Raw genomic sequence first — 26,561 nt, 5'->3', positions numbered from 1 at the left:
CGGTGACAAATCGCCGCTGTCGAGCATCATGCACCCGTTGGACTCGACAACCAGCCTGCCCGAAATCAGCTTGGGGGTCCCCCCGGCCGCCGTCAGCGCTTGGTGCTGGGTAGCCGAGTCCACCGTTGGCAATCCGAACCCACCGTTAGAGGAGCCGTCATCCGATTCGCTGCAACCTGCGAGACATCCGGCAACAAGGACCAATGCAAGACGCGTAGTCGCCGCCTTAGGCTCCACGGCTTCGCCCCCCGTCAATGCTCAGTGCCCCCGGCGCGATCGGGACCGTGTGCAGGAGTTCCGGTACCTGGGGAATCACGTCAGGCTAGCGCTTGAGCGGCGAGCCCAGGATGGCGCCGCCTTACAGCGTGGGTGGTTCGGTGGACGGTGCGCCTCGCGGCAGGACGGCGACGTCGTGGAATTCCGCTTCAACGTGTAGGTGGTGGCGTCTTTCCGCGGATCTCGGGGAACCTGTCATTCCGCCATTTGCGCGTTCCGCTTCCGCTTCCACGCCCACGTCCGGCAGCGAAGTTCCGCCGTACGGGTTCCGAATCTGCGCCTGGCATCAGCTGCACGGCTGACCTCAACGCACTCGCCAGCCGCCGCAGCACCGGCAGCGAACCGGGCCCGGCCCGAGGCACGAACGGCGGAGTACGCGGGGCTAGAAGTCGGTGTGGGATTCCTGGTCGATCTCGAGTGACGTCTCGTCACCCGCCCACGCCGCCAGGGCCGCATCGAGCTGACGCCTCAGCCACTGTGCCGACAACGGCCCCGCTTCTTCACGCTCAGCCAGTTGTCGTCTGCGTTCATCCGCCGTACCGGTGAGGTCATCGTCGGCGGGCATCGTCGAGTCGGTGATGCGCTCGCTCCTCTGGGTGGGTGCGTGAGACTTCGTGCCCGCTGTTCGCACCGGCGGTCACATAAGGGGGGCGCGACCCGGGATACCCCGGCTCGCGCCCCAGGAGTGTAGACGGCACCTACTGCTGGATGAACGCGAGAAGGTCGGGGTTGATGACGTCGCCGTGGACGGTCAGCATGCCGTGCGGGTAGCCCTGGTAGATCTTCAAGGTCGAGTTGCTGAGCAGCTCGTGCTGCTTGAGGGACGCGTCCTTGTAGGGAACGACCTGATCGTCGTCACCCTGAGTGACCAGTGTCGGAACGGAGATCGCTTTCAGGTCCTCGGTCTGGTCGGTCTCGGAGAAAGCGGCGATGCCGAGGTAGTGCGCCTGGGCGCTGCCCATCATGCCCTGGCGCCACCAGTTGGCGATGACGGGGTCGGAGACCTGGGCGCCGGGGCGGTTGAAGCCGTAGAAGGGTCCGGAGGCGACGGCCTGGTAGAACTCGGCCCGGTTGGCCGCGAGCCCGCTACGGAATCCGTCGAACACCGAGATGGGGGTGCCCTCCGGGTTGTCGTCGGTCTGCACCATCAGCGGAGGAACGGCGGACACCAGGATGGCTTTCGCGACGCGTCCCTGCGGTTCTCCGTACTGGGCGACATAGCGCGCGACCTGGCCGCCGCCGGTGGAGTGCCCGATGTGGATGGCGTTCCGGAGGTCGAGGTGCTCGACCACTGCATTGGCGTCACTGGCGTAGTGGTCCATGTCATGGCCGGTGCCGATCTGGGAGGACCGGCCGTGCCCCCGCCGATCGCTCGCGATGACCCGGTAGCCGTTCGCGAGGAAGAACAGCATCTGCCCGTCCCAGTCGTCAGCCGAAAGTGGCCAGCCGTGATGGAACATGATGGGCTGCGCATCCGGGCTGCCCCAGTCCTTGTAGAAGATCTCTGCGCCGTCTTCCGTGGTTACAAATCCCATGATCCGCCTCCGCGTTCATGTCGGACCAAGCTGTGCTTGGGACGATTCTCGGGTCGTCTCGCTCCTCGGTCAGGTGGCGAGTGCGTCCACGGTAACGCCGGTCTTCGTCCCGTGGGCCGGCATCATCGATGTCCCGACATCTGTCCAACAACGTGCGCGAGTGCGCCTTCATCCTGCGACGCCCGGGCAGCTCATCAACGGCGGGTGTCGCTCGGCCATCACGACGGTTCGGTCGCGCGCACCAGACCGCAGTGAAGACAGGACCACGCCACGAGGAACCGCTCCTCGTCGAGGATCTCGAAACGGAGCGGATCGCCGCACGTGGGGCAGGCCCGGGGATCGGGCGGCGTATCGATCACCTCTCCAGCCTAGGAACGCGCGGGGGCATGAGGGCCGGCGCGCCGGTCGTCCGTCCTCACGCCGGCGACGCCGCCCGAGCGGGCGCGGGAGGGGGCACGACGCGCCCGCGCAGACCCACGGCGATGAGGTGTATGGCAAACCAGATCTCGAAGACGAACACCGGCACCGCGCACAAGCCGGCGACCGTGCCGCCCTGCGGGATCACCCCGAACAGCTGCGCCGCGTTGCTGGCGAGCACCACGGCGCCGCCGAGCATGCCGAGCACGGCAAGGGCGCGGGGGACGACACGCGCGTCGAGGAGCAGCCAGCCCAGGATGATCGTGTTCACGCTGATGACCAGGCCCTGACCGACGAGGAATGCGGCGGTGTGCAGTGCGAGGAGAGTCTCGTCCAGTGGCGCGCGCGGCGCGGTCCACAGCAGCACGAGCATCGGCAACGTGCCGGCGGCGATGACGGCGGCTTCCAGAGCGCGCAGGCCGGCGAAGGCGGCGGACCGAACTCGGCCGACGTCGCACAGCAGCACCCACAGCAGGATGCCGGTACCGAGGCATCCCGCGGCGAGCACCAGTTCGAGGGCCACCCCCAGCGCGAAGCCACCGGCCGCGTAGGCGGCGACCGCGGTGACCGAGGTGACGTGAGTGAGCAGGTAGAGGGCGCCCGCGGTGCGGGCGTAGGTGCGAGGGCTTCTCGTCATGGCGTGCCGATCGTCGGAGGTATACGCCGTATACCGGCGTGACATCACCTTAGGTATACGCTGTATACGTGTCAACTCCCGGTGCGCGAGGACAGCTGGACCGCGCGCGCGTGCTCGATGCCGCCGTCGCTGTGGCAGACGACCTCGGTCTCGAGGGCACGAGCATGCGCCGGCTGGCCGACGCGCTCGGGGTCACCGCCATGGCCCTGTACAAGCACGTCGCGAATAGGGAACAGCTGATCGACGGGATGCTGGATCGCCTTGTGCTGAGCATCGAGGTACCTGCGCGCGGGCTGGGGTGGAAGGACGCGCTGCGCGCTCGCATCCTGTCGGCCCGGGCCGTGATGACGGCGCACCCGTGGGCGCAGGCGGCGATCGAGACGCGGACGCACGCGAGCCCGACGGTTCTGGCTTACATGGACTCCCTGATGGCGATCATGTTCGAGGGAGGGCTGCCGCCCGACCTCGTGCACCATGCGATGCACGCGCTCAGTACTCGGATGTGGGGAATCACGCGCGACGTGCTGCCCACGCCTTCCGTTCCGGACGACCCCGCCGAGCGCGCGCGAGCGATGTCGGAGTTCGCCTCCTCCTACCCGGCCATCGTCCGGATGGCGACCACCGCTCCGCATGCGGGGGAGGCCTGCGACGAGGACGCCGAGTTCGCCTTTGCGCTCGACATCCTGCTCGACGGTTTCGAGCGGTTGCACGTGGCGGGGTGGAGGTCCGGCGGCTGAAGGGGCGTGCTCGCCATCCACACCGAGGGCGATCGCCTTGTGGCGCTCGGTGGTGAGGACATCGGAGTCGGCGGCGAACCCGGCGCACAACCTGCGAGGATTCGTCTATCCCTGCCCAGCCCGGAAGGACGATCGATGACCTCTCTGACCCTTATCTCCCGCATCCGCCGTGTCGGAGGCCTCTCCGTGGCCGCCGGCTCAGTGCTCCTCGCCGGCGGCGCCGGGGCATGGTTCGCCGTGACCAAGCAGTTGCGCGACGAGAAGATCACCGTGCCCGGGAACGCCCCCGTGCTGGCGGGCAGACGCGTGCAGGGTCCGGCGACGGCCTACGCGGAGGCGCTCGTCATCAAGGCCAACGCGGAGCGGGGCGCGGGCGGGCGCACCTTCTCCGACATCAGCAACGCGCTGCGGGACGTGGAAGCGGGGAGCGACGAGGAACGCGAATTGCGGAAGCAGAGCGGTGCGCTGTCGACGGCGGCGTCGCTGCGCACCTCGCTGATGACGTCGGTACTGGCCTACGGGGTGAGTGCCCTCGTCGCGGGCCTCGGCGCCTTCTTCCTGACCGTCGGCGCGCAGCTGCGCCGAGCTGACCGGGGCTGAGAGCCCCGCTCCGGCCGATACCGACATGCCAGGATGGTGCCATGACCGTGCATTTCCTCACCGGTGCCGGGTCGGGTATCGGCGCCGCGCTCGCGACGCGTCTGCAGGCCCGCGGCGACGACCTCATCCTCCTCGCGCGCAGCACGGAACGCGCCGCTGAACTCGAGCAACGGTTCCCCGGGGCGAAGACCGTCGTCGCCGACCTCGCGGCGCCGTCGGACCTGGCGGCGGCGCTCGGCTCCCAGGAGCTCCCCGCCCGGCTGGACTCCGTCATCCATGTCGCCGGCGTGGTCGACCTCGGTCCCGTCGCCGAGATGCCGGTCGCGCTGTGGACGTCACAGCTGAACGTGAACCTCGTCGGACCCGCGGAGCTGACCCGACTGCTCCTCCCGGCGGTGCGGGCCGCGAAGGGGCAGATCCTGTTCGTCAACTCCGGAGCGGGCCTGCGTGCAGCTGCGGACTGGGCCGCATACGCGGCATCCAAGCACGGGCTCAAGGCGCTCGCCGATTCGCTGCGCGCCGAGGAAGCCGCGCACGGTGTGCGGGTGTCGTCCGTCTTCCCCGGCCGCACGGCGACGGCGATGCAAGAGCGGGTTCACGAGCAGGAGGGCGCCTCGTACGATCCCGCCGCCTTCATCGATCCGGAGTCGGTGGTCACCAGCATGCTCACGGTGCTCGACCTGCCCCGCGACGCGCAGATCCCGGAGCTGACGATCCGCGCAGGCGTCTGACGCGCTACCCGTTCCGCGCGTCCACGGGATGATCGCCGTTCCGTCGCGCCTATCGTGGACAGCCGATGCCGTTCACCCTCGCCGCTCCCGCCCACAGCGAACTGCTCATCAAGAAGAGCAGGTTCCTCGGATGCGTCGAGCCTGTCGCCGGCCGTGAGGAGGCCGTCGCGCGGGTCGCGGCGCTGAGGGCGCAGCATCCGGATGCCCGCCACGTCTGCTGGGCGCTGATGGCCGGTGGTCACTCGGCAGCGAACGACGACGGCGAGCCGAGCGGCACCGCCGGCCGCCCGATGCTCGACGTACTCCGGCATCAGGAGCTCGAGGGCGTGCTCGCGACGGTCGTCCGCTACTTCGGTGGGGCGAAACTCGGCGCGGGCGGGCTGGTCCGCGCGTACACGGATGCGGTGGCGCAGGCCCTCCTCGGAGCCGAGCGGGTGCCGCTGATCCGCACACAGACCCTGCGCGTGCGCGTGCCCTATGCGTTCGAGGGGATGCTCCGCCGCGAACTCGACGCGTGCGGCGCGGTGCTGGAGGATGTGCGTCACAGGGCGGACGTCGAGATCACGCTCGAGGTTCCGGTGGACCGCGCCGAGGACCTCGTCGCCCGCATAGACGACGTGTCTCAGGGGCGTGCAGTGTGGATGAGCGCCGCCTGAGCACCGCGCCCGGCCCGATGCAATCGGACCCGAACTGTCGGGTGCATCCGCCGGGCGGCGACGAATCTTGATCGGGAAGGGAGCCACCGTGATCGAGATCCTCAACCGTCTGGTCGACGAGGTGGAGGCGCATCTGAACGATGAGCTCGACCTCGACGCGTTGGCGCGGGAGCTGGGAACGACCGTCTATCACGCGCGGCGGATGTTCGCCTCTCTCGCCGGGATGCCGGTGTCGGAGTACGTGCGCCGGCGACGGATGACCGTCGCCGCGGCCGATGTGATCGGCGCGGAGGATCTCCTGACGATCGCCGTGCGCTACGGATACGGGTCGACGGAGGCGTTCGGTCGCGCGTTCCGCGCGGTGCACGGCGTGAGCCACGGTGACGTCCGCCGTGACGGCGGCCCCCTCTGCAGCCAACCGCAACTCAGGTTCCGCCTGACCGTCGAAGGGAATACCCCCATGGACACCCACATCCTCGAACGCCCCGCTTTCCGGCTCGTCGGCCACGCCGCGCGCGTGACGCTCCAACACCAGGGCGTCAACGCGGCCATCCAAGAGCACATCGCGGCCCTGCCGGCCGCGGAGCACGAGCGGCTCAAGCTGTTGAGCGCGACCGAACCCGCCGGTCTGCTGCAGGTGAGCGCAGAGGTCGACCCGGGCTACGAGGACGGCAGCGAGCTGACCTATCTGCACGGCGTCGCCGTCGAGACGGGGACCCCCGTCCCCGATGACCTCGACGTCATCGACGTGGATGCGGGGGAGTGGGCCGTCTTCCGGACCTCCGGAGAGCATCCCGCGGCGCTGCAGGCGGCGTGGGCCGCAACGGCCACCGAGTGGTTCCCGTCGAACCCGTGGCGGTTGCGACCGGGGCCCTCCATCGTCGCCGTGCTCGATCGGGCGCCCGATTTCCGCACCGCCACGTGCGATCTGTGGCTGCCGGTCGAGCACGCCTGAGGCGCTCGGTCCGGTCCATGGCGGGCTTCAGACGAAGAAGCGGCTCGCGCGCGTCGTGCCGCCCGCGTCCGTCCACTCCACCAGGAGCGCGGCGACGGCCGGACCGGCCACCAGGTCGCGGACGGTGAAGCCGAACTCTGCGCCCGGCTCGACCCTCGCGGGCAATTCGGCGGAGACGGTCAGCGTCTTCCCGCCGGAGGGCACGGAGAGGCGGTCGACCTGGATCGTCTCCCCTCCGAGATTGCGGAGGACGCCTCGCCCGCCCGCGACCGTCAGCTCCAGGCGCGGGTCATGGTCGTGAGCGTCATCGGCGGGACTGCGCGCGGGGCCTGGCGACACGGTGGGTCTCCCGTCGGACGCGAGCGGCGCACCGGCCCGCGGCAGTTCGATCGTCGAGGAGGCCGCGCCGGCCACCTCCCGCAGACCCCCGCGCGTCCGGATATCTCGGACGAACGCGGCCACGGCGACCGCGCTGGCGGCGATCGAGCCCAGGGCGCCGAGGTAGGCGGGAAAGGTCGTGCTCCAGAAGTCCGGCCAGGTCATGAGGGCAGGCTAGTGGTGGCGGCGGCTCGCCCACCATCCGGGAGAATGGATGCATGACAGCCCCAACGCCCTCCCAGACGTTCGAGCCCGACGGCCGCGCCATCCCCTTCGTCGATGAGGGCGAGGGCCCGGCGGTGGTGCTCCTCCCCGGGCGTGGACTGAACATCTCCTACCTCGGCACCCTCGCGCATGTCCTGGTCGAGGAGGGCTTCCGGATGATCCGGATCGGCGTCCGTCGACCGACGGATGCCGACGCCTCCCTCACGCTGCACGACCTGGGGCAGGACGTCATCGACGTGCTGGACCACCTGGGCCTCGCCTCCGCATGGATCGGCGGACACGCCTTCGGGGGCGCCGTCGCGCGCACGGTGGCGCTGGATCACCCCGACCGTACGGAGGGCATCCTGCTGCTCGGCGTCGAGGGCGTCGAGCCGGTAGCCGACGAGGTCGCGCAGGCGCTGCAGGCCGCGTTCTCGGATGCAGCCGACTCGGACGCGCTCGACGCCATGCGAGTGCTGGCCGGAGCCACGGTGGACCCGCAGTGGGCGTGGAACATCTTCTCGCGCGCCCGCGACCTTTTGGCCGAGCCGGTGCAGAGCGCCGCGCTCGCGGCCACTCCGGCAGAGGAGTGGACGGCGCTCGCCCCGAGTCTTCCCGTCCTGATTCTCCAGGGCACGGAGGACCGCGTGAATGTGCCGGGGAACGGCGACCAGCTGCAGGCATCCGCGGCGGACCGGGCGAGCGCCGCGCGCATCGAGGGTGGCGGTTACCTGTTCGTCGTCACGCACCCGGGCGACATCGGCATGCAGATCGAGGACTACCTGGCCTGGGACTGACCCGATCGGCTCGGGTTCGACGCCGGCCCTGACCCCGAGCGTGGGGTGCCGGATTCGCGGGGGTGCCGGACGCGTATGCGCCCGGCACCCCCGCGGGTCAGCGGGACGCCTGCACGATCAGATCGGTGACGACGTCCGGGCGGCTGACCATCACCGCGTGGGAGGCATCGACTTCGCTGACCTCTGCGGTGGTGCGCCCCACCATCATCCGCTGCAGGTCGGGGTTGATCGACTGGTCCTGGAGGGTGATGAGCGCCCACGTCGGCACGGCGGCGAAAGCCTCGCGGACGGTGGGCTCGGAGACGGCCTTGACGTTCGCGGGGCGCTGCGCCACGGCCATCACCGCGGCGGTGGCCTCGTCGACGTCGCCGGCGAACGCCGCGCGGAAGCCCGACGCATCGATGAGCACCTCGTAACCGGCGGGTACCTCCGTGGTCACCAACGGCAGCGGGGGAGTGGACTGGGCGGCGAGCTGACCGACCGTCTCACCGGCGCTCGGGATGAACGCTGCGATGTACACCAGTGCTTTGATGTCGAACGCCGCCGCGTCGACGTTGGTGATCACGGCGCCGCCGTAGGAGTGCCCCACGAGGACGATGGGCCCCTCGACCGACTTCAGGTAGCTCGTCAGGTAGGCCGTGTCGCTGTCCACGCCCTGGAGCGGGTTCGCGATGGCGCGGACGGGGAACCCGGCGGCGGTCAGGCGCTCGATGACGCCGGACCAGCTCGTGGAGTCCGCCCAGGCGCCGTGCACCAGGACGACGGTGGGGTTGGCGGACGGGCTGCCGGTCGTGTCGGTATCGGTCATCGAGGTGAGGTGGGGGGTGAGGGTGCGCATGGTGCGTCCTTTCTGAGACAGAGCGGGACCTTCCCGCGTGGTAGACGAACTAGTAACTCTACCGAACGACACAGTACATTCCGCGTGGGATCCGCGCAACCGACGTGAGAGTCGGCACACGCGCACCCGATGTCGAACGGGGTTTCGGGAATGCCGCCATCGGAGTAAGGATGGAGAGACGACCCGAAGGAACACGACATGACCATGACCCCCACGAAGACCCACCTCTCCACTCGCGCGAAGGCGGGGCTGGCTCTGCTCGGCGTCGTGCAGGTGGCGTTCGCGTTCCTGGCCTTCTGGGACCTCGCGTTCCGAGACGCCGACGATGTGCGTGGGCCCAAGCCGGCGTGGATTCCCGCGATCCTCGTCAACTGGTTCGGCCCGGCCGCCTACTTCGTCTTCGGGATCCGGCACCGCCCCTGAGCGGAGGGGGGCGTTCCGCGCCGGTTTGACCGCACACCGCGCTCGCCCGGCGGCCCCCTCCCGCGTCCTGCCGCCGCCCGTCGGATGACAGGATCGAGGGATGACCGCAACACTCGTCGCCTCGGGGCTGGCCGGCGGATACGGCCACCGCACGCTGTTCGACTCGCTCGACCTGACGGTCGCCCCGGGTGACGTCATCGGCGTCGTCGGGGCGAACGGTGCGGGAAAGTCCACGCTCCTCCGACTGCTGGCAGGCGTCGACGAACCGCAGGCCGGCACGGTGACGCTTGCTCCGTCGGACGCCTTCGTGGGTTGGCTTCCGCAGGAGCACGAGCGCATCGTGGGCGAGACCGTCGCGGACTACATCGCACGGCGTACGGGATGCGCGGAGGCGACGACCGACATGGATGCTGCCGCCGCGGCCCTCGCCGATCCGTCGCTGTCACCTGCGGGCGCGGACCCCGCCGACGCGTACTCGGCAGCTCTCGACCGGTGGCTGGCCAGCGGCGCGGCGGACCTCGATGAGCGCCTGCCGGTGGTGCTCGCCGAGCTGGGTCTCGATCTGGGCGGCAGACCGGAGCAGGCCCTGATGACGTCCCTGTCGGGCGGGCAGGCCGCCCGGGTGGGGCTGGCTGCGCTCCTGCTCTCCCGATTCGACATCGCGCTGCTGGACGAACCCACCAACGACCTCGACCTCGACGGGCTCGAGCGGCTGGAAGCCTTCGTGCGGGGCCTCCGCGGCGGCGTGGTCCTCGTCAGCCATGACCGCGAGTTCCTCGCCCGGTGCGTGACCCGCGTGCTGGAACTGGACCTGGCGCAGGGCGCCAACCGGGTCTTCGGCGGCGGCTACGACGCCTACCTGGAGGAGCGGGCGACCGTGCGGCGTCACGCGCGGGAGAAATACGACGAGTTCGCCGACAAGAAGGCCGATCTCGTCGCCCGGGCCCGCACCCAGCGGGAGTGGTCGAGCCAGGGCGTGCGCAACGCGATGAAGAAAGCGCCGGACAACGACAAGAACAGGCGTAAGGCGTCGATGGAGTCGAGCGAGAAGCAGGCTCAGAAGGTGCGCCAGATGGAGAGCCGGATCGCCCGGCTCGACGAAGTGGATGAGCCGCGCAAGGAGTGGCAGCTCGAGTTCACCATCGGCGCTGCCCCGCGCTCCAGCGCGGTGGTCTCGACGCTCAGTGGCGCGGTCATCCGGCAGGGCGACTTCACGCTCGGTCCGGTGTCGACGCAGGTCAACGCCGGCGAACGCATCGGCATCACCGGACCCAACGGCGCCGGCAAGTCGACGCTCCTTCGCACGCTGCTCGGCAGACAGACCCCGGACGAAGGAACCGCGAGCCTGGGTGCCACCGTGCGCATCGGCGAGATCGACCAGGCGCGCTCCCAGCTGGCCGGACCCCAGGCGCTCGCCGTGGCGTTCGAAGACCTCGTCCCCGACCTGAATTCCGGGGAGGTTCGCACGTTGCTCGCCAAGTTCGGCCTCAAGGCAGACCATGTCAATCGGGCCGTCGATGAGCTGTCGCCCGGAGAGCGCACGCGTGCCGGGCTGGCACTCCTGCAGGCGCGCGGCGTCAACCTCCTGGTCCTGGACGAGCCGACGAACCACCTCGATCTCGCGGCCATCGAGCAGCTCGAGCAAGCGCTCGAAGCGTTCGAAGGCACCCTTCTCCTGGTCACGCACGACCGGCGGATGCTCGCGAACGTGCGGACCGACCGGCACTGGCGGGTCGGGGACGGTCAGGTCACCGAGCTCTAGGGCACGGGATGCGGCGGCCCGCCTGCCGCGCTCAGACGGGTCTATCCGACGGCGGGGAAACGACGAGCCGGCCCCGCAGGAACGGGAGCACCGGCGCCCGGTACCGCAGGGACGGCGCGTCGTGCGGTTCGAGTTCGATCCTCGCCTGACCGAAGCGCCACAGGCGGTTGAACAGGAACACGGTGAGCTCGACGGTCTTGTCCGTCGGGACCTGCCACGTGCCCAGGCCCCACTGCACAGGCTGGCCGCGTCCACTGATCACCACCGTCGGCTTCACGCCGGCGTAAAGCGCGAACCAGGGCTTGGTCAACGTCAGCTCGATGCGGCGGGTCGCCGTGTCATCGGTGCTCACTCGGACGTCGAGGTGGCGGCTGCGGGCACGAGCATGGGGCTCCTTCGGGTGGGCGGATGCATCCGTCGGAGCATCCCGCCCGCCCAGGTTATGCCACGCGGGTTCCGCCCTCGGAAGCCCTCGGCAACAGGCGACCCGCGCCGCCGTGCCGGCCCTGTCACCGAGTCAGGTCCGGGTGCACAATGTGGGGCATGAGCCAGGCTCCGCCGCCCGAGCGCACGCCGACCGAACCGGATGCCGTGCTCAACCGCCGCGCGCAGATCATCGCGACGGAGCACTGGGGACTTCTGGCGGCGCGCAGCACGGCTCAGAGTGAGGTGCTCACCCGCATCACGATCTTCCTGACCCTTGTCTCTGCCGGGCTCGTGGTCATCGGCCTGCTCGCGCAGGCGCCCGCGTTCGCCGATGCGTTCGCCATCGCAATGCTCGCCATCCTCGGATTCCTCTGCCTGATCGGGTTCATGACCGTCGTGCGGGTGATGAACGTCGCGGAAGAGGACATGATGTACGTCGTCGCCATGAACCGTCTGCGCGGCGCGTACGTGGAGCTGGACCCGAAGGTGGCGGATTACTTCCTCGGTGCGACTGCCGACGATCAGGAAGGGATGAAGCAGACCTACTCCTTCCTGCGACCTCGGAGCGTCAGCGTGCTCATCGGCAGTTCGTCGATGCTCCTTTTCGTCGTCGACGGCTTCGTGTTCGGACTGTTCGCGGGGGCCGCGGTCACGGTCGGCGGAGGGTCGGCGGCCGGCGCGATCACCGCGGGCATCGTCACCGGGCTGGCCCTGGTCGGCGCACTGGTGTGGTACTCGGGAATCGGGTACGTGACCGCGTGGCGGACGTACATCCCGCGCCGGCCCACGGCGGGGCGGCGGTCCTACTGGCGCAGTGCTGAGCCAGAACCGAGCCGCGGGCGGAGGCGCTGAGCCGTCCTTTTCGCCCGGTGGTCGAAACCGACCGTCACATGGACGCGTCGGTTTCGATGTCTTCCGCGAGGTCGTCGATCGCCTCCGGGCGGAGGCTGACGCCGGCCTGGTCGAGCCGGTCCTCCAGCACGTGGGTCACGTCGTCCTCGACGTGCCCATGCCGGATGTCGTCTCGTACCTCCTCGGCGATCTGCTCGACCACCTCGGTTTCGTCCACCTCTGCCGGCTCGGGGGAATTCACATCGGATGTCATGACTCGATGCTCGCCCATGGGGCGCTCGCGGCGGTCCCCCCTTGACGCCGCAGGCGGCGTGGCGGAGGGTGCCCCGAAGAGCGCGGGTCAGCGGCCCTGACGTTTCTTGTACGGCTTGGGCTCACCCTTCACGACGGGGGCGCGACCTTTGCCTTTCGAGGCCTTGGCCTTTCCGCCCGCCGGAACGACCGGCTTCTCGGCCGGCGGGGGCGCCGCCGCGATCCGTTCCTTCGCTTCATCGAGCAAGAGGGTTCCGGCTTTCGTCAGGCGCGTGCCGGCGTTGTCGCGGGTGAAGAGGGGATGCCCGATCTCGGCTTCGAGTTTCTCGATGGACGAGTAGAGAGCGGCGAGCGGGATGCCGAGGGCCTCCGCCGCGCGCGGAAAGTGCAGCTCTTCGGCCACGGCGACGAACCGTTTGAGCTGGGCGAGTTTCACGGGGGCCTTTCGTTGTCTTGATGCAGAGTGCCGCGGGGCGAGCAGCCGCGCCCGGGGGATCGGTCCGGGACCCTGGTGCGACGCAGGCAACAGGGTTGCCTGATGTCGTACGCATCGAGCGTAACCGGACGCATCCCCGCGACCGGACGTCGCCGACCGATCGGCCAGCAGTGAGGAGTGCCCTGAGTCCGGCGTGGCCGGTGCGCTGCATCCGGACACGGACTTACGCTCCGTCGGGATCGGTGGCACCGTGATCCCATGGAGACGATCGAGTGGTGGGACCGGCTCGAGCCGGACGCGAAGCGGTGGCTGGTGGGGCACAACGGTGAAGCCGTGCCCGCGGATCTCCTCCAGAAGATCGTGTCAGCCGGGGGTGTCCTCTCTTCAGATGCCTGGTGGATCGGCGAAGAGGGGCCCGATGGCTTCTTCCTGTCGGATGAGGCCACCGATTGGATCGAGGCCACCGCCAACGGGGAATCCCTCCCGGGCCCGGAGAAGACGACCGCCACCTGACCGGGACCGGACTGCTCCCGGAAACCGCGCGGGTCTACTGATCCTCGCGCGAGGTCACGGAGGACTTTCCTACTCGGACGACTGCTCGCTCGTCTCGGCGCGCTTCTCGCCCCGCTTGCGCCCGTAGCGGGCCGCCAGGAAGAGCACCGACCCTACCGCTACGTATCCGGCGGTGGCGAGCCACACCACGCCCGTCTGCTGGGTCAGCAGCACAATGCTGGCGACGATGGCCAGGATCGGCACGATTTTCGGCACGCTGAAGTGGGAGTGCTCGACCTTGTCCTTCTTCAGTACCAGCACGCTCACGTTGGCGGAGAGGAAGACCAGCAGCAGCAAGAGCACCGTCGTCTCGGCGAGGGTCGCGACATCCCCGATCGCGCTCAGACCGATGGTCGCTCCGGCCACCACGAGGATCGACACCCACGGGGTGCGGCGCTTGGGCAGCACACGCGCGAACGCGTGCGGGAGCAGGTTCGCCTCGGCGAGCCCGTAGCCGACACGGCTGGCCATGACCATGAAGAGCAGGGCGCCGTTGGCGATGGCGACCAGGGCGATGAGCCCGAACAGCCAGGGCGGAATACCGAGGCCGCTGGCGTTGACGACGTCCAGGAGCGGCCCGGTGGACTCCGCGAGGTCGGCCGGCGGCAGGACGATGACCGCGCCCACGGCGATGCACAGGTAGACGACGGCGGCGGTGATGATCGCGCCGAAGAGGGCCCGCGGGTACGCCTTGGAAGGGTTCTTCACCTCTTCGGCCATGTTCGCTGCGGCCTCGAAGCCGAGGAAGGAGAAGAACGCGACGATGGATGCGGCGAACGCGCCCGCCAGAGGGTGAACGTCGGGAGCGAACTCGAAGATGCGCTCGGGCTGGCCGTTGCCGCTGGTGAAGACGATGGCGGCGACCACGATGACGATCACAAGGCCGGTCACCTCGATGACCGAAGCGACGAGATTGGCGGCCAGGGATTCGCGGACGCCGCGCAGGTTGATCAGCGTCAGCAGGATGATGAACACCATGGCGGCGGGAACCTGCGGCACATCGATGAGGGCCCCGAGGTAGTCACCGGCGAAGGCATTCGCAAGGGCCGCGGCGGTGGTGATACCCGAGGCCATCATGAGGAACCCCACGAGGAACGACAGGTACGGGATGTTGAAGGCCCGGTCGGCGTAACGGGCGGCGCCGCCCGCGTGCGGGTACTTCGTGATGAGTTCCGCGTACGTTCCGGCCGTGAGCAGGGCAACGACCAGGGCGATGAGCAGCGGCAACCAGATGACTCCGCCCACGTCGGACGCCATCGTGCCGACGAGGGTGTAGATGCCGGCCCCGAGCGTGTCGCCGACGATGAACGCGAAGAGCAGCGGTGTGCCGATCGCGCGCTTCAGGCCGTGCTTGGCCTCGGGCGCGGTGTCTGTGGTGTCCTTGGTCACCGCACCACTTCAGTGTGTCGCGTGCCGCGAGCGCAACCCCTGCCGTGGTCGACCCCTCTGGCCTTATCCTGTCCGACCGTCTCCCACCCCTCGCGCGTGCGTGTAGCCTCAGGCCTACAGGGTCATCGCGACTCTCGAAGGAGCGAGACCTCATGGGTGAGAAGTCCACGCGTAAAGAAGGCGGCAAGACCGCACCGGCGAAGACGCTGAAGGAAAAGCGCGTCGCCAAGGCCGACAAGAGGGCGGCCAACAGCCGCGCTGCGGACAACGACGCGATCACGAACATCAAGAAGCGCTGAATCGGTCGCGCCGGGCGAGGCGGCGAGGCAGGCTACGCCGCTTCGCTTCTGGAGACAACGGGGTTCGGGCGGATGTGCACCCCGCGTACGTTCTCGACATGAGCGCACACGATCCCGACCGCCGCGATCCTGATCAGCCGGCCTACGGCGGCACCGCCCCGGAGACCGGTTCAGCGGACCGAGGCACGCTGCACCACGAGGTCTTGGAGCGCGAGAAGGACAGGTTCGGCGGCTTCAAGTTCGGCTCGGCGTTCTTCGGCTGGCTCACCGCCACCGGCACGGCCGTGATCCTGACGGCTCTGGTCGCCGCCATCGGCGCGGCCGTCGGCCTGAGCTCCGAGGCGGCGATGGAAGACGCGGCCGACGCCGTCACGGAGAACACCGGTGCCGTGACGGTGGTGAGCGCGATCGTCCTCGGCCTCGTGCTGCTGATCGCGTACTTCGCCGGCGGTTACGTCGCCGGGCGCATGGCGCGGTTCGATGGGGTCAAACAGGGGCTCGCCGTCTGGATCTGGGCCATCGTGATCGCCGTCGTCGTCGCCGTCATCACCGCGATCGCCGGAAGCCAGTGGGACATCCTCGGCAACCTCGACAGCTTCCCCCGCATCCCGGTGACCCCCGAGACGGCGACGACGACCGGCATCCTCACCGCCGTCGGGGCAGCGATCGTCACCCTGGTCGGCGCCATCCTCGGCGGAATGGCGGGCATGCGCTACCACCGCAAGGTCGACCGGGTCGGCCTGGGTCGCTAGCTGGCCGACCGACCCGCGTGACCGGCGGCGGCCGCACTACTGTGACGGTATGGCCGCCCCGACTCCCTATCTGCTCTTCGGCGGCAATGCCGCGGACGCGCTGCGCTTCTATCAGTCCACATTCGGGGGCGAGCTCACCCTGAACACCTTCGCGGAGTTCGATCGGACGGACGGGCCGGGCGACGCGATCGCGCATGGGGTGCTCACCGGGCCGGTCGACCTGTCCGGCGCGGATGCGGCCGGCGATGAGCGCCCCTTGGCCGTCCAGGGGCTGATGCTGTCGCTGCTGGGCGCCGCTCCTCCTGACGTGCTCCATCGATGGTTCGACGCTCTCGCGGCGGGGGGACGGGTGATCGACCCGCTTCAGCGGCGTCCGTGGGGAGCGACGGACGGCAGCGTCTGCGACCGCTTCGGCGTTTCCTGGCTGATCGGCTACGAGGACTGACCGGAAAACGAGCACCGGTCGACTTTACGAAGCCCCATCGCGCTCAGGCGGATGCGATCTGGGCGCGCTGCTCCACCAGCGGGCAGCTGAACACGTCGCGCTCGCCGAGCCCGACGCGGTTGATGTAGCGGACGACGATCGCGTACGAAGCGAACAGCCCCGTCTGGGTGTACGGCACTCCGCGTTCGCGGCAATACGCGGCGATGATGGGGGCGGCCTTGCGCAGGTGCGGGCGGGGCATGGAGGGGAACAGGTGGTGCTCGATCTGGTAGTTCAGCCCTCCGAGGAAGACGTCGAGGATGCGGTTGCCGCGCACGTTGCGGCTCATCATCACCTGCCGGCGCAGGAAGTCGAACGTCACATCGCGCGGCACCACCGGCATCCCCTTGTGGTTCGGCGCAAAAGCGATGCCCATGTAGACGCCGAAGAGCCCGAGCTGCACGGCCAGGAAGACGAAGGCGATCCCGGGGGAGAGGACCAGGAAGACGAGGATCGTGAAGCCGACGACGCGGACGGTCAGGAAGGTGATCTCGATCCACCGGCGGTCCAGGCGCTCGCGGGTGGCGACGCGCCGCACGCCCGATGCGTGGAGGGAGACGCCTTCCAGCAGCAGGATGGGGAAGAAGAACAACCCCTGATGTGCCCGCAACCATCCGACCACGCGGTTACGGGGTGCATTCGAGGCCTCGGCGGTCACCACGATGACGGGCAGCTCGATGTCGGGATCCGATCCCAGCTTGTTGGGGTTCGCGTGGTGGCGGGTGTGCTTGTGCTGCCACCATCCGTAGCTCATCCCGACCAGGAGGTCGCCGAGGATGAGACAGATCCAGTCGTTCCACTTGCCGGAGACGAAGATCTGGCGGTGCGCCGCATCGTGGCCGAGAAAGGCGATCTGCGTGAACACCACGGCCAGAGCGGCGGCCGTGAACAGTTGCCACCAGGTGTCGCCGATCATGACGAACGCGACAAGGGTCGCCGCCAGCACGAGGGGCAGGGCGATGAGCTTCGCCCAGTAGTAGCCGTAACGGCGGCGCATCAACCCGCTCTCACGGATCATCTGGGCCAGCGGAGTGAAGTCGCTCGGGCCCCGGGCGGGTCGATCTGCGCGCGGCACGGTCGAGCGGAAGGTGGGGGTCACGACGCGGACGCTACGCTCCCGGGTCAGGCGGCTCGCGGGGTCGCGGCCCCGCGAGCACTGTGCTACGTGAGCTCCGCGCGGTGCTACACGAGGTGCATCAGCGCCGATCCGAAGATGAGGACGGCTGCGGCCAGAATGGCCAGGCCCGCGACCGCGACAACGGCGATCACTACGACGTTACCGGCGATCGCGAGGAGTCCGGCGGCGGCGGGGGACAGGTCGCGGCGGGGGACCGGGATGGATGCAGTGGCCATGCGCACGACGCTACGCAGGCCCGGAGGGCGAGTCGTCGGCCAGAAGTCTCGTCCGCATCCGACTGCAGGAGGACATCGCGGCGCGGACGCGGCCGTAGAGTGTACGCTTCACGGAATCCGGAGGTCCAGGGATAGAATTGGATTAGCAGGCGGAATTCAGGGTTGTTAGCCTGATCCGCGGCTCACTCGGAGCGCCGCGCACCCCCGCCTGGCGTTCACCCGACATTGGAGAGAAACATGCTCTGGACTATCCTCGGCCTCATCGTCATCGGCTTGATCGCCGGCTTCATCGCTCGCGCTGTCATCCCCGGCAAGCAGAGCATGGGGATTGTCATGACGATCGTGCTCGGAATCATCGGCTCTTTCGTCGGTGGATTCCTGGGCTTCCTCATCTTCGGCAGCGACCCGGCCGCAGGCTTCCTGCAGGCCTCGGGCATCATCGGCTCGATCCTCGGCGCGATCATCGTGCTCGGCATCTACGTCGCGGTCAGCCGTCGTCGGGGCGCCAGCACCCGCTGACAGACCGACACGACCACCCGGAGCCCGATCGTCGTCAGACGGTCGGGCTCCGGCGTGTCCGGGGGAGCGGCCACGTCCGCTCCCGGCATGGGAAAATTCGTCGGTGGCCGATCTCGAGATGGCGCGCATCCCCGGCGGACGCGTGCAACTGCACGACGCGCGGCGGCGCACCCGACGCACCGCCGATCTGGAGCCTTTCGAGATCGGGGTTTTTCCCGTCACGCAGGAGCAACTGGCTGAGGTGATCGGCGAGCCGGCGCCGCATCCGCGCCGCCCGGCGGTGGAAGTGAGCTGGCTTCGCGCCATCCGCTTCTGCAATGCCGCTTCCGAGTGGGAGGGCCTCGACCCGGCGTACTCCTTCGACGGCGAGCAGGTCGCGTGGCACGCGGACGCCGACGGATACCGCTTGCCCACCGAGGCGGAGTGGGAGTTCGCCTGCCGCGCCGGCTCCACCACCGCACAGTACGGCCCGCTCGCCGAGGTCGCCTGGACGGCCGCGGACGGCACGACGACTCCCCAGGATGTGGGGCTGAAGCTGCCCAACCTGAACGGCCTCTTCGACATGCTCGGGAACGTGTGGGAGTGGTGCTGGGATTTCCTCGACCCTGCCCGCTATGACGACTATCGCGTGTTCCGCGGCGGGGGATACGCCGACGATGCCTGGAGCGTCCGGGCCGGAACACGACGCGGGGGACCGCCGCGCGCCACGCACGACGACCTCGGTTTCCGGGTGGCCCGGGGCGGCTTCTACACGGTGGATGAAGCGCAGGGATGGTCTGCGCGAGCCGATCGCGAGCGCGCCGAGGCCGACGGTCCGCTCCCGCCCGGCTGGACCCCGCAGCGCTGAAGCCGGCGTCGGCGACCGTTCAGTGTGCCGCGAGCGCGGCGAGGGTGTCGCCATCCACCCGCTGGGTGGTCCACTCCTGCTGAGGGGTCGCGCCCAGCGCGCGGTAGAACGCCACCGCCGGGGCATTCCAATCCAGCACGGTCCACTCCAGGCGCGAGTAGCCGCGCTCGACGCAGACGGCGGCGAGGGAGCTGAGCAGCGCCTTGCCGTACCCGCGGCCCCGCTGGTCGCTGTCGACGTAGAGGTCCTCCAGCCAGATCCCGTGCCGGCCGGTCCAGGTGGAGTAGGTGAGGAACCACACCGCAATACCCACGATGTCGCCGCTGCGTTCGACGACGTGCGCGAAGACGCGGGGCTCAGACCCGAAGAGCGCGTCGCGCAACGCCCCGACGGTGTTCTGCACCGCATCGGGCTCGCGCTCGTACACCGCCAGCGCGACGATGCACGCGAGGATCCCCGCCTCGTCGCCCGGGGCTGCCGGGCGCAGGACCGCTCCGTCGTTCAGGCGTCGGGGGTTCATGTCGTCAGCCTATCGAGCACCGGCACGCTGCCCGCGCCGGCCCGGGATGACGCAGTGCCGCTCGGGAATGCGAACGATCCGCGCCCCCTGCTGGCGGGGCGGCGGGCGGACTCCCTACGATCGGAGCATCGCCGCGGGGAGGGAGGAAGACGTGCCTGAGTCCCCTGAGGTCGACGCGCTCACCGGGTTCCTCCGAGGCGAGCTCATCGGGGCATCGATCGGTGACACCGACGTCGCGGAGTTCCGCGCGCTGAAGACCCCCGCGAGGCCGCTCGATGCACTGACCGGCCACACGGTCGAGGACGTGCGGCGATTCGGCAAGCATGTCGCGGTGTACACGGACGGCCCCGACCTGGTCATCAGTTTCGGTCGAGCGGGCTGGGCCACATGGCGCGCGGAAGGCGACCAGGAACCGCCCGCCGAGGACGCGCCACCCGTGATCGTGACGATCGCCTTCCCGGGCCGGGGCGTCCTGGCGCTGACGGATGCCGGTGACTGGCTCTCGCTCGGCGTATCCATCGTGGATGATCCCGCCGTCCTGCCGGCAATCGCCAAACTCGGCCCCGACCCCACGGACGACGGGTGGTCCCCCGGCGACCTCGACCGTGCACTGGGGAGGCGGCGAAAACAGCTCAAGGCGCTGCTGCAGGAGCAGGAGTCGCTGGCCGGGATCGGCAACGCCTATTCCGACGAGATTCTCCATGTCGCCCGGCTTTCGCCCGTCGTCCATGCCGCGGACCTGACTCCCGAAGAACGCAGCCGCCTGTACGCGGCCATCCGATCGGTTCTCGGTGAGGCGTTCGCCTCTCGACGCGGAGTGCCGCTCGATCGGCAGAAGGCCGAGAAGGTCGCGGCGATGCGCGTGCATGGGCGCACCGGCGAAACCTGTCCGGTCTGCGGGGGGACGGTCGTGGATCTTCCCGGGAGCAAAGGTGGGGCGCAGTACTGCCCCACCTGCCAGACCGGGGGTGTGGTGCTGCCGGGCTGACGGGGATCAGCCGGCGAGCGCGCGGTGGACCGATGCCACCGCGCTCGAGCCCTCCCCGACCGCCGCTGCCACACGTTTCATGGATCCGCGCCGCACGTCACCCGCGGCGAACACTCCCGGAATCGAGGTCTCGAAGGGGAGGGGCTCGCGACCGAGGCGCTGCCACAGCCCGTCGAGCCGGTCGGGGGGAATGTCCGTGCCGGTGCGGAGGAAGCCGTCGGTGTCACGGTCGAGGTCCGAGAGCCAGCCGGTCGCGGGGTCGGCGCCGATGAAGCAGAACAGGCCACGCGCATCCACATCGCCGACCGCGTCGATCCGCACCCGCTGGAGCGAGCCGTCGCCCTCCAGCGCGGTCACGTTGGCGCCCGTGAGCACCTCGACAGACGAATCTTCATGGAGCCGGTCGATCAGATAGGCCGACATGCGGCTCCCCAGGTCGTTGCCGCGGACCACCAGCCGCACGGGCGATCCGTGCGAAGAGAGGTACAGCGCCGCCTGCCCGGCCGAGTTGGCTCCACCGACGACGACCACGGGCGAGTCGACGACGTGGCGCAGCTCGAACTGCGTCGCGGCGTAGTAGATGCCGGCGCCCTCGAAATCTGCCCACCGGTCCAGCGGCAGCCGTCGGTACGAGGCGCCGGAGGTCACAATGGCGGTCCGGGTGTGGATGATGCGACCGTCGGAGAGGGTGACCTCCAGGCCGCTGTCCGTCGAGCGCAGCTGCGCGGCCTCGCACGGGGCGTAGACCCGCACCCCGAACTTCAACGCCTGGAGCGAAGCCTGCCCGATGAGGTCTCCGCCGCTCACCCCGAAGGGGAACCCGAGGAAGTTCTCGATGCGCGATGTCGCCGCGGCCTGGCCGCCGGGCGCCACCGCATCCAGCAGAACCGTGCTCAGCCCTTCGGACGCCCCGTAGATCGCCGCGGCGAGACCGGCGGGGCCGCCGCCGACGACGACCAGGTCGACGACCTCGTCGGCGTCGCCCTGGTAACTGAGCCCCAGCCGCTCGGCGACGATACCCGGCGTGGCGCGCAGGATCGGCTCGCCCTGGATGAAGGCGATCGGGAGGTCCTCCGGTGCCACGTCGTGGTGTTCCAAGACGTACGGGTCATCGGGCTGCACCTCGTGGGAGCTGTGCACCAGATCCAAGCGCTCGGCGAACCGGCGCAGGGACTGGAAGTCCTTGGACGAGGCAGGCCCGACCAATTTCAGAGTGAGCGCGGCCGGTCCCTTGCGCAGCGACTCCCGGCGCAGCCACAGCGTCCGGAGGAGCAGATCGCACAGCTCGTCGTCTTCGCTCATGATCTTGCGGAGGGAAGCGCGCGTCACGCGGTGGATGCGTCCGGGGCGGGTCACTCGCGCCGAGAGGAATGCGCCCTGTCCGTTGAGCAGCCCCAGCTCGCCGGCGAAGGTACGCGGGGTCATCGTCGTGATGACCGTCTCCTCGAGCCACCACAGCGAGTCGCGGACCACCTGCACTTCGGCGGTGTCGACGAGGATGAGGTCGTACTCGCGGTCCCCGGAGCGGAAGAGGTAGTCGCCCACCTCGACATCTTCGGCCGTGCTGAAGGGCAGAATCCGTTCCCACTGGTCATCGGTCAGCGGTGTCGAGATCGCCCGTTGCTGCGCCTGTTCGAAGGCTTCTGTGGTTCCCACGGGCAAAAGGGTATGCCCTGATGCGCCTACCAGGGGCGGGAATGGGTCAGGGAGTCTGGCCGGAGTGTTCGCCCTCGGCGATCTCCTCGACGAGCTTGTCGTTGAAGGCGGGGAGGTCGTCAGGCGTGCGGCTGGAGACGAGACCCGCGTCCACGACGACTTCCTCGTCCACCCAGGTCGCTCCGGCGTTGCGAAGATCCGTCTGGAGACTCGGGTAACTGGTGAGCGTGCGATCGCGCACGAGGTCGGCCTCTGTGAGGATCCACGCGCCGTGGCAGATGACGCCGACCGGCTTGTGCTGCGCGAAGAAGTCGCGCGCGAATGCGACCGAGGCGGAATCCATCCGGAGGTGGTCGGCGTTCACGACGCCTCCCGGGAGGACGAGCGCGTCGAACTCTCCCGCATCCGCGCCCTCGGCGGGAAGGTCGACAGCCTGCTCGTGCCCGTTCTTGCCGCTGACGCTTCCCTCCGCGGGGGAGACGAGGACCGCCGCGGCACCGGCGGTGGTCACGGCCTCCCAGGGGCTCGTCAGCTCACTGTCTTCGAACCCGTCGGTCAGCAGGAAGGCGACGCGCTTGCCGTTCAGATCGGTCATGATGCACTCCTCACATGTCGGTGCTCCCACGCTAGAAAGCACCGAGGGAGCACGCCCGGGGGTTGCGAGGGCTCCCAGACCGCGCTACCTCGGGGAGGATCAGTGGGCGGCGATGTCCCCGGCCTGTGCCCGGACCTCGTCCGGCGTGTCCGCGGGCTTGCGAATGAGGAACGCGCCGACGATGGTCGGCAGCGACAGCAAGGCCGCGACGAGGTAGGCCGTCTGGGTGCCATGAGCGTTCACGGTCGCGCCGGCGCCGGTCGCCGCGCTCGCCGAAGACATGATCGTGATGAGCAGGGCGATGCCGGCGGCGCCGGCCACCTGCTGCACCGTGCCCACGATCGCCGAGCCGTAGGAGTAGAACCTCGGCTCCAGCGACGCCAGCGATGCCGTGAACAGCGGCGTGAAGGACAGCGCCAAACCGAGGGACAGAACCGTCTGCACCGCGACGATGAACCAGATCGGGGTGGTGGCATCCACGGTCGTGTAGACCCACAGCATCCCGCTCGTGAGGAACGCGCCCGGGATCAGCAGCACGCGTGTGCCCCAGCGGTCGTAGACGCGGCCGATGAAGGGCCCGGCGAAGCCCATCGCCAGCGACCCCGGCAGAACGATGAGGCCGGTGTCGAGGGGCGACACGCCGCGGACGTCCTGGAGGTACAGGGGGAGCAAGGTGATGGCGCCGAAGAAGGCCATCGCCATGATGCCGAGCTGAGCGACCGACAGGGAGAAGTTCGCAGATCGGAAGACGCGGAGATCGAGCAGGGCCGAGTCCGAGCGCTGCTTCACCAGCTGCCGCCACACGAACAGGGCAAGACCGACCACGCCCACGGTGAGGGAGACCACGAAGGTCATCGTCGACATGGCGTCCGCCGCGGCGGCATCCGGACCCGTGTGGCCGCCTCCGCCGATCTGGCTGAGGCCGAACACGACGCCGCCGAAACCCAACGCCGAGAGGATGACGGAGAGGACGTCGATGGGCGCGTCCTTGCGGGTCTCGCCGAGGTTGGTGATCCACCGGGCGCCGACGAACAGGGCGACCAGGGCGATCGGAAGGACGATCCCGAAGGTCCAGTGCCAGCCGAGCGAGTCGAGAATGAGCCCCGACATCGTCGGACCGATCGCGGGGGCGAGCGCCATGACGATGCTGACGCGCCCCATCATCCGACCGCGCTGGTGCGGCGGGACGATGGTCATGAGCGTGGTCATGAGGAGCGGCATCATGATCGCCGTGCCGGATGCCTGGATCACGCGGGCGATGACCAGCACCGTGAACCCGGGGGACAGGAATGCCACGAGCGTCCCGAGCGAGAAGAGCGTCATCGCGGCGATGAACACCTGCCGAGTCGTGAACTTCTGGAGCAGGAAACCGGTGATCGGGATGACCACCGCCATGGTGAGCATGAACGCGGTCGTGAGCCACTGCGCGGCAACCGCGGTGATGTCGAGGTCGACGATGAGGCGCGGGATCGCGACGCCCATCGTGGTCTCGTTGAGGATGGCGACGAACGCGGCGATGAGCAGGAGCCAGATGACGCGGCTCTGCTGCGGGGTGATCTCCGTCGCGGATGCGGGACGACGGATGCTGTCGGTTTGGGCGGCGGCCACGGGTGCTCCTCGATGCTCGGGGGATGCCAGGTCGCCACTTCGGCCAGTGGCAAGCTGAGACCGCAACGGTCGGGTCCGGCGGCGTATTCCCGATTCGGGTGAAATACGCGACCGCACCTGCGCAAGCCCCGCTTCTACCCTAGTCCGCGGCATCCCTGTGCCGACGTAGGCTGGCCCGCATGAGCATGGGCGGCCGGGGCATGGGCGGCGGAGGGCCGTTCCGTGGCGTCGACGCCGAAGCCCAGCGCCGGCAGAACGCGCAGGCGCCGCGCGTGCGCAATCTCGGGCACCGCGTCATCGAACTGTTCCGTCCCTACCGAGGACGGATCCTGGTCACCGCGGTGCTCGTGGTCGTGGCGGCGGCGGTGGCGGTCATCCCGCCCCTCCTGGTCCAGCGGATCTTCGATGACGCACTGTTCCCCCTCAGCGGCGGGTCACCTGACCTTCCGCTGCTTCTGCGGCTGGTGCTCATCATGATCGGGCTGTTCCTGCTCTCCGCCGTCCTCGGCGTGGTGCAGACCTGGTTGACGTCCACGGTGGGCAATCAGGTCACCGGCGATCTTCGGGTGCGGCTGTTCGACCACCTGCAGGCGATGGAGCTGGGCTTTTTCACGCGTACGAAGACCGGGGTCATCCAGTCCCGACTGCAGAACGACGTGGGCGGGGTCGCGGGCGTCCTGACGAACACCGTCACCAGCATCCTGGGCAACGCCGTGACGGTCGTCGCGTCGCTCGTCGCGATGATCCTCATCGACTGGCGGCTGACGATCATCGCCGTGGTGATCATGCCGGTGCTGATCCTCGTGCAGCGGCGCGTCGGCCAGGTTCGCGCGCGCATCGCCGGAGAGACGCAGGAGTCGCTGAGCGAGCTCACCTCGATCACCCAGGAGACGCTGAGCGTCTCGGGCATCCTCCTGTCGAAGTCGTTCAACCGGCAGCGCACCGAGTCGGAGCGGTTCGCGGCGGAGAACGTCAACCAGGTGCGTCTCCAGGTGCGTCGTGCGATGAGCGGGCAGGGCTTCTTCGCCGTCGTGCAGGTCATCATGTCGAGCGTTCCGGCTCTCATCTACCTCGTCGCGGGTTATCTCGTCACCGGCGGGTTCGACACCATCACGGCCGGCACGATCGTCGCCTTCACCACGGTGCAGGCGCGATTGCTGATGCCGCTCATGGGCCTCATGCGCGTCGCGCTGGACCTGCAGACCTCCGCGGCGCTGTTCGCGCGCATCTTCGAGTACGTCGACCTCGTTCCGGCGATCCAGCAGGCGCCCGACGCCATCCCGGTGGCGGAGGCTCCCGGCCCGCTCGGGCGGATCGAGTTCCGCGACGTGGTCTTCCGGTATCCGGACGCGTCGGCGCAGAGCCGCGCCACGCTCGACGGTGTGTCGTTCGTCGCCGAGCCCGGCTCCCACGTCGCGTTCGTGGGGCCGTCGGGCGCGGGGAAGACGACGATCCTCTACCTCACACCGCGCCTGTACGAGGCATCGGAGGGAGCAGTCCTCTTCGCCGGTGCCGACGTGCGGCAGCTGCAGCAGGCATCCATCATCGACGAGATCGGGATCGTCTCGCAGGAGACGTACCTCTTCCACGCGACCATCCGGGAGAACCTCCGCTACGCCAAGCCGGATGCGACGGACGGCGAGCTGGAGCAGGCGTGCCGAGCGGCGAACATCCACCACGTGATCGCCGGCTTCGAGCGCGGTTACGACACCATCGTGGGGGAGCGCGGCTACCGCCTGTCCGGTGGGGAGAAGCAGCGCATCGCCATCGCGCGGGTGCTCCTGAAAGACCCTCCCGTGCTGCTCCTGGACGAGGCGACGAGCGCGCTGGACACCGTGTCGGAGCGGATCGTCCAGGAGGCGCTGGATGCGGCGGCCCGCGGTCGTACGACGCTCTCGATCGCGCACCGGCTGTCGACGGTCATCGGTGCCGACGTCATCCACGTCGTGGACGCGGGACGCATCGTCGAATCCGGCACACACGCCGAGCTGCTGGCCCGCGAGGGTCTCTACGCGAGCCTGGCCGCCGAGCAACTCGCTGCCACCCGCATCCTCACCGAGGAAGCCGCCGCCGAGTCCTGAGCGGTC

General features: G+C 69.2%; 33 protein-coding genes. 17 read left to right on the top strand and 16 right to left on the bottom strand.

What is annotated here, in order from left to right:
• Positions 1–658 precede the first annotated feature (658 nt).
• The 4 genes from AC4FS2_RS08675 to AC4FS2_RS08660 all read right to left on the bottom strand — a co-directional run bounded on the left by AC4FS2_RS08675 (position 659) and on the right by AC4FS2_RS08660 (position 2,865).
• Complete coding sequence (locus AC4FS2_RS08675; RefSeq protein ID WP_491152075.1) at positions 659–841, bottom strand: hypothetical protein; 183 nt, start codon at positions 839–841, stop codon at positions 659–661.
• Between the two features lie 133 nt (positions 842–974).
• The gene (locus AC4FS2_RS08670) at positions 975–1,811 is read right to left on the bottom strand and encodes an alpha/beta fold hydrolase (RefSeq protein WP_491152077.1); all 837 of its coding nucleotides are present in this window, start codon (positions 1,809–1,811) and stop codon (positions 975–977) included.
• 218 nt (positions 1,812–2,029) lie between these two features.
• Positions 2,030–2,170 (bottom strand): hypothetical protein, encoded by a 141-nt coding sequence (locus AC4FS2_RS08665; protein ID WP_491152079.1) that lies wholly within the window; start codon positions 2,168–2,170, stop codon positions 2,030–2,032.
• Between the two features lie 56 nt (positions 2,171–2,226).
• Complete coding sequence (locus AC4FS2_RS08660) at positions 2,227–2,865, bottom strand: DUF4386 domain-containing protein (RefSeq protein ID WP_491152081.1); 639 nt, start codon at positions 2,863–2,865, stop codon at positions 2,227–2,229.
• A gap of 68 nt (positions 2,866–2,933) precedes the next feature.
• Between AC4FS2_RS08660 and AC4FS2_RS08655 the strand changes: the two genes are divergently transcribed.
• The 5 genes from AC4FS2_RS08655 to AC4FS2_RS08635 all read left to right on the top strand — a co-directional run bounded on the left by AC4FS2_RS08655 (position 2,934) and on the right by AC4FS2_RS08635 (position 6,544).
• Positions 2,934–3,602, top strand: coding sequence for a TetR/AcrR family transcriptional regulator C-terminal domain-containing protein (locus AC4FS2_RS08655; protein WP_491152082.1), 669 nt, complete (start codon positions 2,934–2,936; stop codon positions 3,600–3,602).
• A 135-nt stretch (positions 3,603–3,737) separates the two neighbouring features.
• A complete protein-coding gene (locus tag AC4FS2_RS08650) occupies positions 3,738–4,202 on the top strand; it encodes an aromatic ring-opening dioxygenase LigA (protein WP_491152084.1) in 465 nt (154 codons plus the stop codon).
• Positions 4,203–4,243: 41 nt separating this feature from the next.
• A complete protein-coding gene (locus tag AC4FS2_RS08645; RefSeq protein WP_491152086.1) occupies positions 4,244–4,933 on the top strand; it encodes an SDR family oxidoreductase in 690 nt (229 codons plus the stop codon).
• A 65-nt stretch (positions 4,934–4,998) separates the two neighbouring features.
• Positions 4,999–5,589, top strand: coding sequence for an IMPACT family protein (locus AC4FS2_RS08640; protein WP_491152087.1), 591 nt, complete (start codon positions 4,999–5,001; stop codon positions 5,587–5,589).
• Positions 5,590–5,677: 88 nt separating this feature from the next.
• Positions 5,678–6,544: an AraC family transcriptional regulator gene (locus AC4FS2_RS08635; RefSeq protein ID WP_491152090.1), complete on the top strand. Its 867-nt coding sequence runs from the start codon at positions 5,678–5,680 to the stop codon at positions 6,542–6,544.
• Between the two features lie 27 nt (positions 6,545–6,571).
• Here AC4FS2_RS08635 and AC4FS2_RS08630 read toward each other — a convergent pair whose 3' ends face one another.
• Positions 6,572–7,087 (bottom strand): hypothetical protein, encoded by a 516-nt coding sequence (locus tag AC4FS2_RS08630; RefSeq protein ID WP_491152092.1) that lies wholly within the window; start codon positions 7,085–7,087, stop codon positions 6,572–6,574.
• A 53-nt stretch (positions 7,088–7,140) separates the two neighbouring features.
• On the opposite strand from AC4FS2_RS08630, the gene AC4FS2_RS08625 reads away from it, so the two are divergent.
• The gene (locus AC4FS2_RS08625; protein WP_491152093.1) at positions 7,141–7,923 is read left to right on the top strand and encodes an alpha/beta fold hydrolase; all 783 of its coding nucleotides are present in this window, start codon (positions 7,141–7,143) and stop codon (positions 7,921–7,923) included.
• A gap of 97 nt (positions 7,924–8,020) precedes the next feature.
• Here AC4FS2_RS08625 and AC4FS2_RS08620 read toward each other — a convergent pair whose 3' ends face one another.
• Positions 8,021–8,761 carry an alpha/beta hydrolase gene (locus AC4FS2_RS08620; protein ID WP_491152094.1) on the bottom strand — a complete coding sequence of 247 codons (741 nt, stop codon included), beginning with the start codon at positions 8,759–8,761 and terminating at the stop codon, positions 8,021–8,023.
• Positions 8,762–8,959: 198 nt separating this feature from the next.
• Here AC4FS2_RS08620 and AC4FS2_RS08615 point away from each other — a divergent pair, with 198 nt between their 5' ends.
• Positions 8,960–9,184: a PLD nuclease N-terminal domain-containing protein gene (locus AC4FS2_RS08615; protein ID WP_491152096.1), complete on the top strand. Its 225-nt coding sequence runs from the start codon at positions 8,960–8,962 to the stop codon at positions 9,182–9,184.
• 100 nt (positions 9,185–9,284) lie between these two features.
• Positions 9,285–10,946 (top strand): ABC-F family ATP-binding cassette domain-containing protein, encoded by a 1,662-nt coding sequence (locus AC4FS2_RS08610; protein WP_491177064.1) that lies wholly within the window; start codon positions 9,285–9,287, stop codon positions 10,944–10,946.
• Positions 10,947–10,977: 31 nt separating this feature from the next.
• On the opposite strand, the gene AC4FS2_RS08605 is transcribed toward AC4FS2_RS08610, so the two are convergent.
• Positions 10,978–11,298, bottom strand: a complete 321-nt coding sequence (locus tag AC4FS2_RS08605) for a hypothetical protein (protein WP_491177061.1) — start codon at positions 11,296–11,298, stop codon at positions 10,978–10,980.
• A gap of 191 nt (positions 11,299–11,489) precedes the next feature.
• On the opposite strand from AC4FS2_RS08605, the gene AC4FS2_RS08600 reads away from it, so the two are divergent.
• Positions 11,490–12,224 (top strand): hypothetical protein, encoded by a 735-nt coding sequence (locus AC4FS2_RS08600; protein WP_491177057.1) that lies wholly within the window; start codon positions 11,490–11,492, stop codon positions 12,222–12,224.
• A gap of 34 nt (positions 12,225–12,258) precedes the next feature.
• On the opposite strand, the gene AC4FS2_RS08595 is transcribed toward AC4FS2_RS08600, so the two are convergent.
• The gene (locus AC4FS2_RS08595) at positions 12,259–12,477 is read right to left on the bottom strand and encodes a hypothetical protein (protein WP_491177055.1); all 219 of its coding nucleotides are present in this window, start codon (positions 12,475–12,477) and stop codon (positions 12,259–12,261) included.
• Between the two features lie 87 nt (positions 12,478–12,564).
• Positions 12,565–12,912 carry a LysR family transcriptional regulator gene (locus tag AC4FS2_RS08590; protein WP_491177052.1) on the bottom strand — a complete coding sequence of 116 codons (348 nt, stop codon included), beginning with the start codon at positions 12,910–12,912 and terminating at the stop codon, positions 12,565–12,567.
• 258 nt (positions 12,913–13,170) lie between these two features.
• Between AC4FS2_RS08590 and AC4FS2_RS08585 the strand changes: the two genes are divergently transcribed.
• Positions 13,171–13,425, top strand: a complete 255-nt coding sequence (locus AC4FS2_RS08585; RefSeq protein ID WP_491177051.1) for a hypothetical protein — start codon at positions 13,171–13,173, stop codon at positions 13,423–13,425.
• Positions 13,426–13,494: 69 nt separating this feature from the next.
• Here AC4FS2_RS08585 and AC4FS2_RS08580 read toward each other — a convergent pair whose 3' ends face one another.
• Complete coding sequence (locus tag AC4FS2_RS08580; protein WP_491177049.1) at positions 13,495–14,853, bottom strand: APC family permease; 1,359 nt, start codon at positions 14,851–14,853, stop codon at positions 13,495–13,497.
• Between the two features lie 152 nt (positions 14,854–15,005).
• Here AC4FS2_RS08580 and AC4FS2_RS08575 point away from each other — a divergent pair, with 152 nt between their 5' ends.
• The 3 genes from AC4FS2_RS08575 to AC4FS2_RS08565 all read left to right on the top strand — a co-directional run bounded on the left by AC4FS2_RS08575 (position 15,006) and on the right by AC4FS2_RS08565 (position 16,349).
• Positions 15,006–15,152 (top strand): hypothetical protein, encoded by a 147-nt coding sequence (locus tag AC4FS2_RS08575; protein ID WP_491152107.1) that lies wholly within the window; start codon positions 15,006–15,008, stop codon positions 15,150–15,152.
• Positions 15,153–15,250: 98 nt separating this feature from the next.
• Positions 15,251–15,904, top strand: a complete 654-nt coding sequence (locus AC4FS2_RS08570; protein ID WP_491177047.1) for a hypothetical protein — start codon at positions 15,251–15,253, stop codon at positions 15,902–15,904.
• A gap of 49 nt (positions 15,905–15,953) precedes the next feature.
• On the top strand, positions 15,954–16,349 hold the full coding sequence (locus AC4FS2_RS08565; protein ID WP_491177045.1) for a VOC family protein: 396 nt from the start codon (positions 15,954–15,956) through the stop codon (positions 16,347–16,349).
• A gap of 43 nt (positions 16,350–16,392) precedes the next feature.
• Here AC4FS2_RS08565 and AC4FS2_RS08560 read toward each other — a convergent pair whose 3' ends face one another.
• Positions 16,393–17,487 (bottom strand): fatty acid desaturase family protein, encoded by a 1,095-nt coding sequence (locus AC4FS2_RS08560; protein WP_491177043.1) that lies wholly within the window; start codon positions 17,485–17,487, stop codon positions 16,393–16,395.
• A gap of 83 nt (positions 17,488–17,570) precedes the next feature.
• Positions 17,571–17,741 (bottom strand): hypothetical protein, encoded by a 171-nt coding sequence (locus AC4FS2_RS08555; protein WP_491177041.1) that lies wholly within the window; start codon positions 17,739–17,741, stop codon positions 17,571–17,573.
• Between the two features lie 237 nt (positions 17,742–17,978).
• Here AC4FS2_RS08555 and AC4FS2_RS08550 point away from each other — a divergent pair, with 237 nt between their 5' ends.
• Both AC4FS2_RS08550 and AC4FS2_RS08545 read left to right on the top strand, forming a co-directional pair.
• Positions 17,979–18,260: a GlsB/YeaQ/YmgE family stress response membrane protein gene (locus AC4FS2_RS08550; RefSeq protein ID WP_491152114.1), complete on the top strand. Its 282-nt coding sequence runs from the start codon at positions 17,979–17,981 to the stop codon at positions 18,258–18,260.
• Positions 18,261–18,363: 103 nt separating this feature from the next.
• A complete protein-coding gene (locus AC4FS2_RS08545; protein WP_491177039.1) occupies positions 18,364–19,107 on the top strand; it encodes a formylglycine-generating enzyme family protein in 744 nt (247 codons plus the stop codon).
• A 19-nt stretch (positions 19,108–19,126) separates the two neighbouring features.
• On the opposite strand, the gene AC4FS2_RS08540 is transcribed toward AC4FS2_RS08545, so the two are convergent.
• On the bottom strand, positions 19,127–19,627 hold the full coding sequence (locus AC4FS2_RS08540) for a GNAT family N-acetyltransferase (protein WP_491177038.1): 501 nt from the start codon (positions 19,625–19,627) through the stop codon (positions 19,127–19,129).
• 151 nt (positions 19,628–19,778) lie between these two features.
• On the opposite strand from AC4FS2_RS08540, the gene AC4FS2_RS08535 reads away from it, so the two are divergent.
• Entirely contained in the window at positions 19,779–20,615 is an 837-nt protein-coding gene (locus AC4FS2_RS08535; RefSeq protein ID WP_491177036.1) for a DNA-formamidopyrimidine glycosylase family protein, read from the top strand.
• 6 nt (positions 20,616–20,621) lie between these two features.
• Here AC4FS2_RS08535 and AC4FS2_RS08530 read toward each other — a convergent pair whose 3' ends face one another.
• The 3 genes from AC4FS2_RS08530 to AC4FS2_RS08520 form a co-directional block, all read right to left on the bottom strand.
• Positions 20,622–22,271, bottom strand: coding sequence for an FAD-dependent oxidoreductase (locus AC4FS2_RS08530; RefSeq protein WP_491177034.1), 1,650 nt, complete (start codon positions 22,269–22,271; stop codon positions 20,622–20,624).
• A gap of 46 nt (positions 22,272–22,317) precedes the next feature.
• A complete protein-coding gene (locus AC4FS2_RS08525; protein ID WP_491152122.1) occupies positions 22,318–22,866 on the bottom strand; it encodes a type 1 glutamine amidotransferase domain-containing protein in 549 nt (182 codons plus the stop codon).
• Between the two features lie 99 nt (positions 22,867–22,965).
• On the bottom strand, positions 22,966–24,474 hold the full coding sequence (locus AC4FS2_RS08520; protein WP_491177032.1) for a DHA2 family efflux MFS transporter permease subunit: 1,509 nt from the start codon (positions 24,472–24,474) through the stop codon (positions 22,966–22,968).
• A 185-nt stretch (positions 24,475–24,659) separates the two neighbouring features.
• Here AC4FS2_RS08520 and AC4FS2_RS08515 point away from each other — a divergent pair, with 185 nt between their 5' ends.
• Positions 24,660–26,555, top strand: coding sequence for an ABC transporter ATP-binding protein (locus AC4FS2_RS08515; protein WP_491177814.1), 1,896 nt, complete (start codon positions 24,660–24,662; stop codon positions 26,553–26,555).
• Positions 26,556–26,561 lie beyond the last annotated feature (6 nt).

The organism is Microbacterium sp. Z10_103 (genome assembly GCF_058310455.1).
Note: the sequence above shows the minus strand (reverse complement) of the source record. Positions and strands in the feature narration are given on the sequence as shown.

Bases quoted from the DNA above. Each gene is read 5' to 3' on its own strand.
- AC4FS2_RS08675 (WP_491152075.1), bottom strand. From the start codon at position 841: ATGCCCGCCGACGATGACCTCACCGGTACGGCGGATGAACGCAGACGA.
- AC4FS2_RS08670 (WP_491152077.1), bottom strand. From the start codon at position 1,811: ATGGGATTTGTAACCACGGAAGACGGCGCAGAGATCTTCTACAAGGAC.
- AC4FS2_RS08660 (WP_491152081.1), bottom strand. From the start codon at position 2,865: ATGACGAGAAGCCCTCGCACCTACGCCCGCACCGCGGGCGCCCTCTAC.
- AC4FS2_RS08650 (WP_491152084.1), top strand. From the start codon at position 3,738: ATGACCTCTCTGACCCTTATCTCCCGCATCCGCCGTGTCGGAGGCCTC.
- AC4FS2_RS08645 (WP_491152086.1), top strand. From the start codon at position 4,244: ATGACCGTGCATTTCCTCACCGGTGCCGGGTCGGGTATCGGCGCCGCG.
- AC4FS2_RS08640 (WP_491152087.1), top strand. From the start codon at position 4,999: ATGCCGTTCACCCTCGCCGCTCCCGCCCACAGCGAACTGCTCATCAAG.
- AC4FS2_RS08630 (WP_491152092.1), bottom strand. From the start codon at position 7,087: ATGACCTGGCCGGACTTCTGGAGCACGACCTTTCCCGCCTACCTCGGC.
- AC4FS2_RS08625 (WP_491152093.1), top strand. From the start codon at position 7,141: ATGACAGCCCCAACGCCCTCCCAGACGTTCGAGCCCGACGGCCGCGCC.
- AC4FS2_RS08620 (WP_491152094.1), bottom strand. From the start codon at position 8,761: ATGCGCACCCTCACCCCCCACCTCACCTCGATGACCGATACCGACACG.
- AC4FS2_RS08615 (WP_491152096.1), top strand. From the start codon at position 8,960: ATGACCATGACCCCCACGAAGACCCACCTCTCCACTCGCGCGAAGGCG.
- AC4FS2_RS08610 (WP_491177064.1), top strand. From the start codon at position 9,285: ATGACCGCAACACTCGTCGCCTCGGGGCTGGCCGGCGGATACGGCCAC.
- AC4FS2_RS08600 (WP_491177057.1), top strand. From the start codon at position 11,490: ATGAGCCAGGCTCCGCCGCCCGAGCGCACGCCGACCGAACCGGATGCC.
- AC4FS2_RS08595 (WP_491177055.1), bottom strand. From the start codon at position 12,477: ATGACATCCGATGTGAATTCCCCCGAGCCGGCAGAGGTGGACGAAACC.
- AC4FS2_RS08585 (WP_491177051.1), top strand. From the start codon at position 13,171: ATGGAGACGATCGAGTGGTGGGACCGGCTCGAGCCGGACGCGAAGCGG.
- AC4FS2_RS08575 (WP_491152107.1), top strand. From the start codon at position 15,006: ATGGGTGAGAAGTCCACGCGTAAAGAAGGCGGCAAGACCGCACCGGCG.
- AC4FS2_RS08570 (WP_491177047.1), top strand. From the start codon at position 15,251: ATGAGCGCACACGATCCCGACCGCCGCGATCCTGATCAGCCGGCCTAC.
- AC4FS2_RS08565 (WP_491177045.1), top strand. From the start codon at position 15,954: ATGGCCGCCCCGACTCCCTATCTGCTCTTCGGCGGCAATGCCGCGGAC.
- AC4FS2_RS08555 (WP_491177041.1), bottom strand. From the start codon at position 17,741: ATGGCCACTGCATCCATCCCGGTCCCCCGCCGCGACCTGTCCCCCGCC.
- AC4FS2_RS08550 (WP_491152114.1), top strand. From the start codon at position 17,979: ATGCTCTGGACTATCCTCGGCCTCATCGTCATCGGCTTGATCGCCGGC.
- AC4FS2_RS08540 (WP_491177038.1), bottom strand. From the start codon at position 19,627: ATGAACCCCCGACGCCTGAACGACGGAGCGGTCCTGCGCCCGGCAGCC.
- AC4FS2_RS08525 (WP_491152122.1), bottom strand. From the start codon at position 22,866: ATGACCGATCTGAACGGCAAGCGCGTCGCCTTCCTGCTGACCGACGGG.
- AC4FS2_RS08515 (WP_491177814.1), top strand. From the start codon at position 24,660: ATGGGCGGCCGGGGCATGGGCGGCGGAGGGCCGTTCCGTGGCGTCGAC.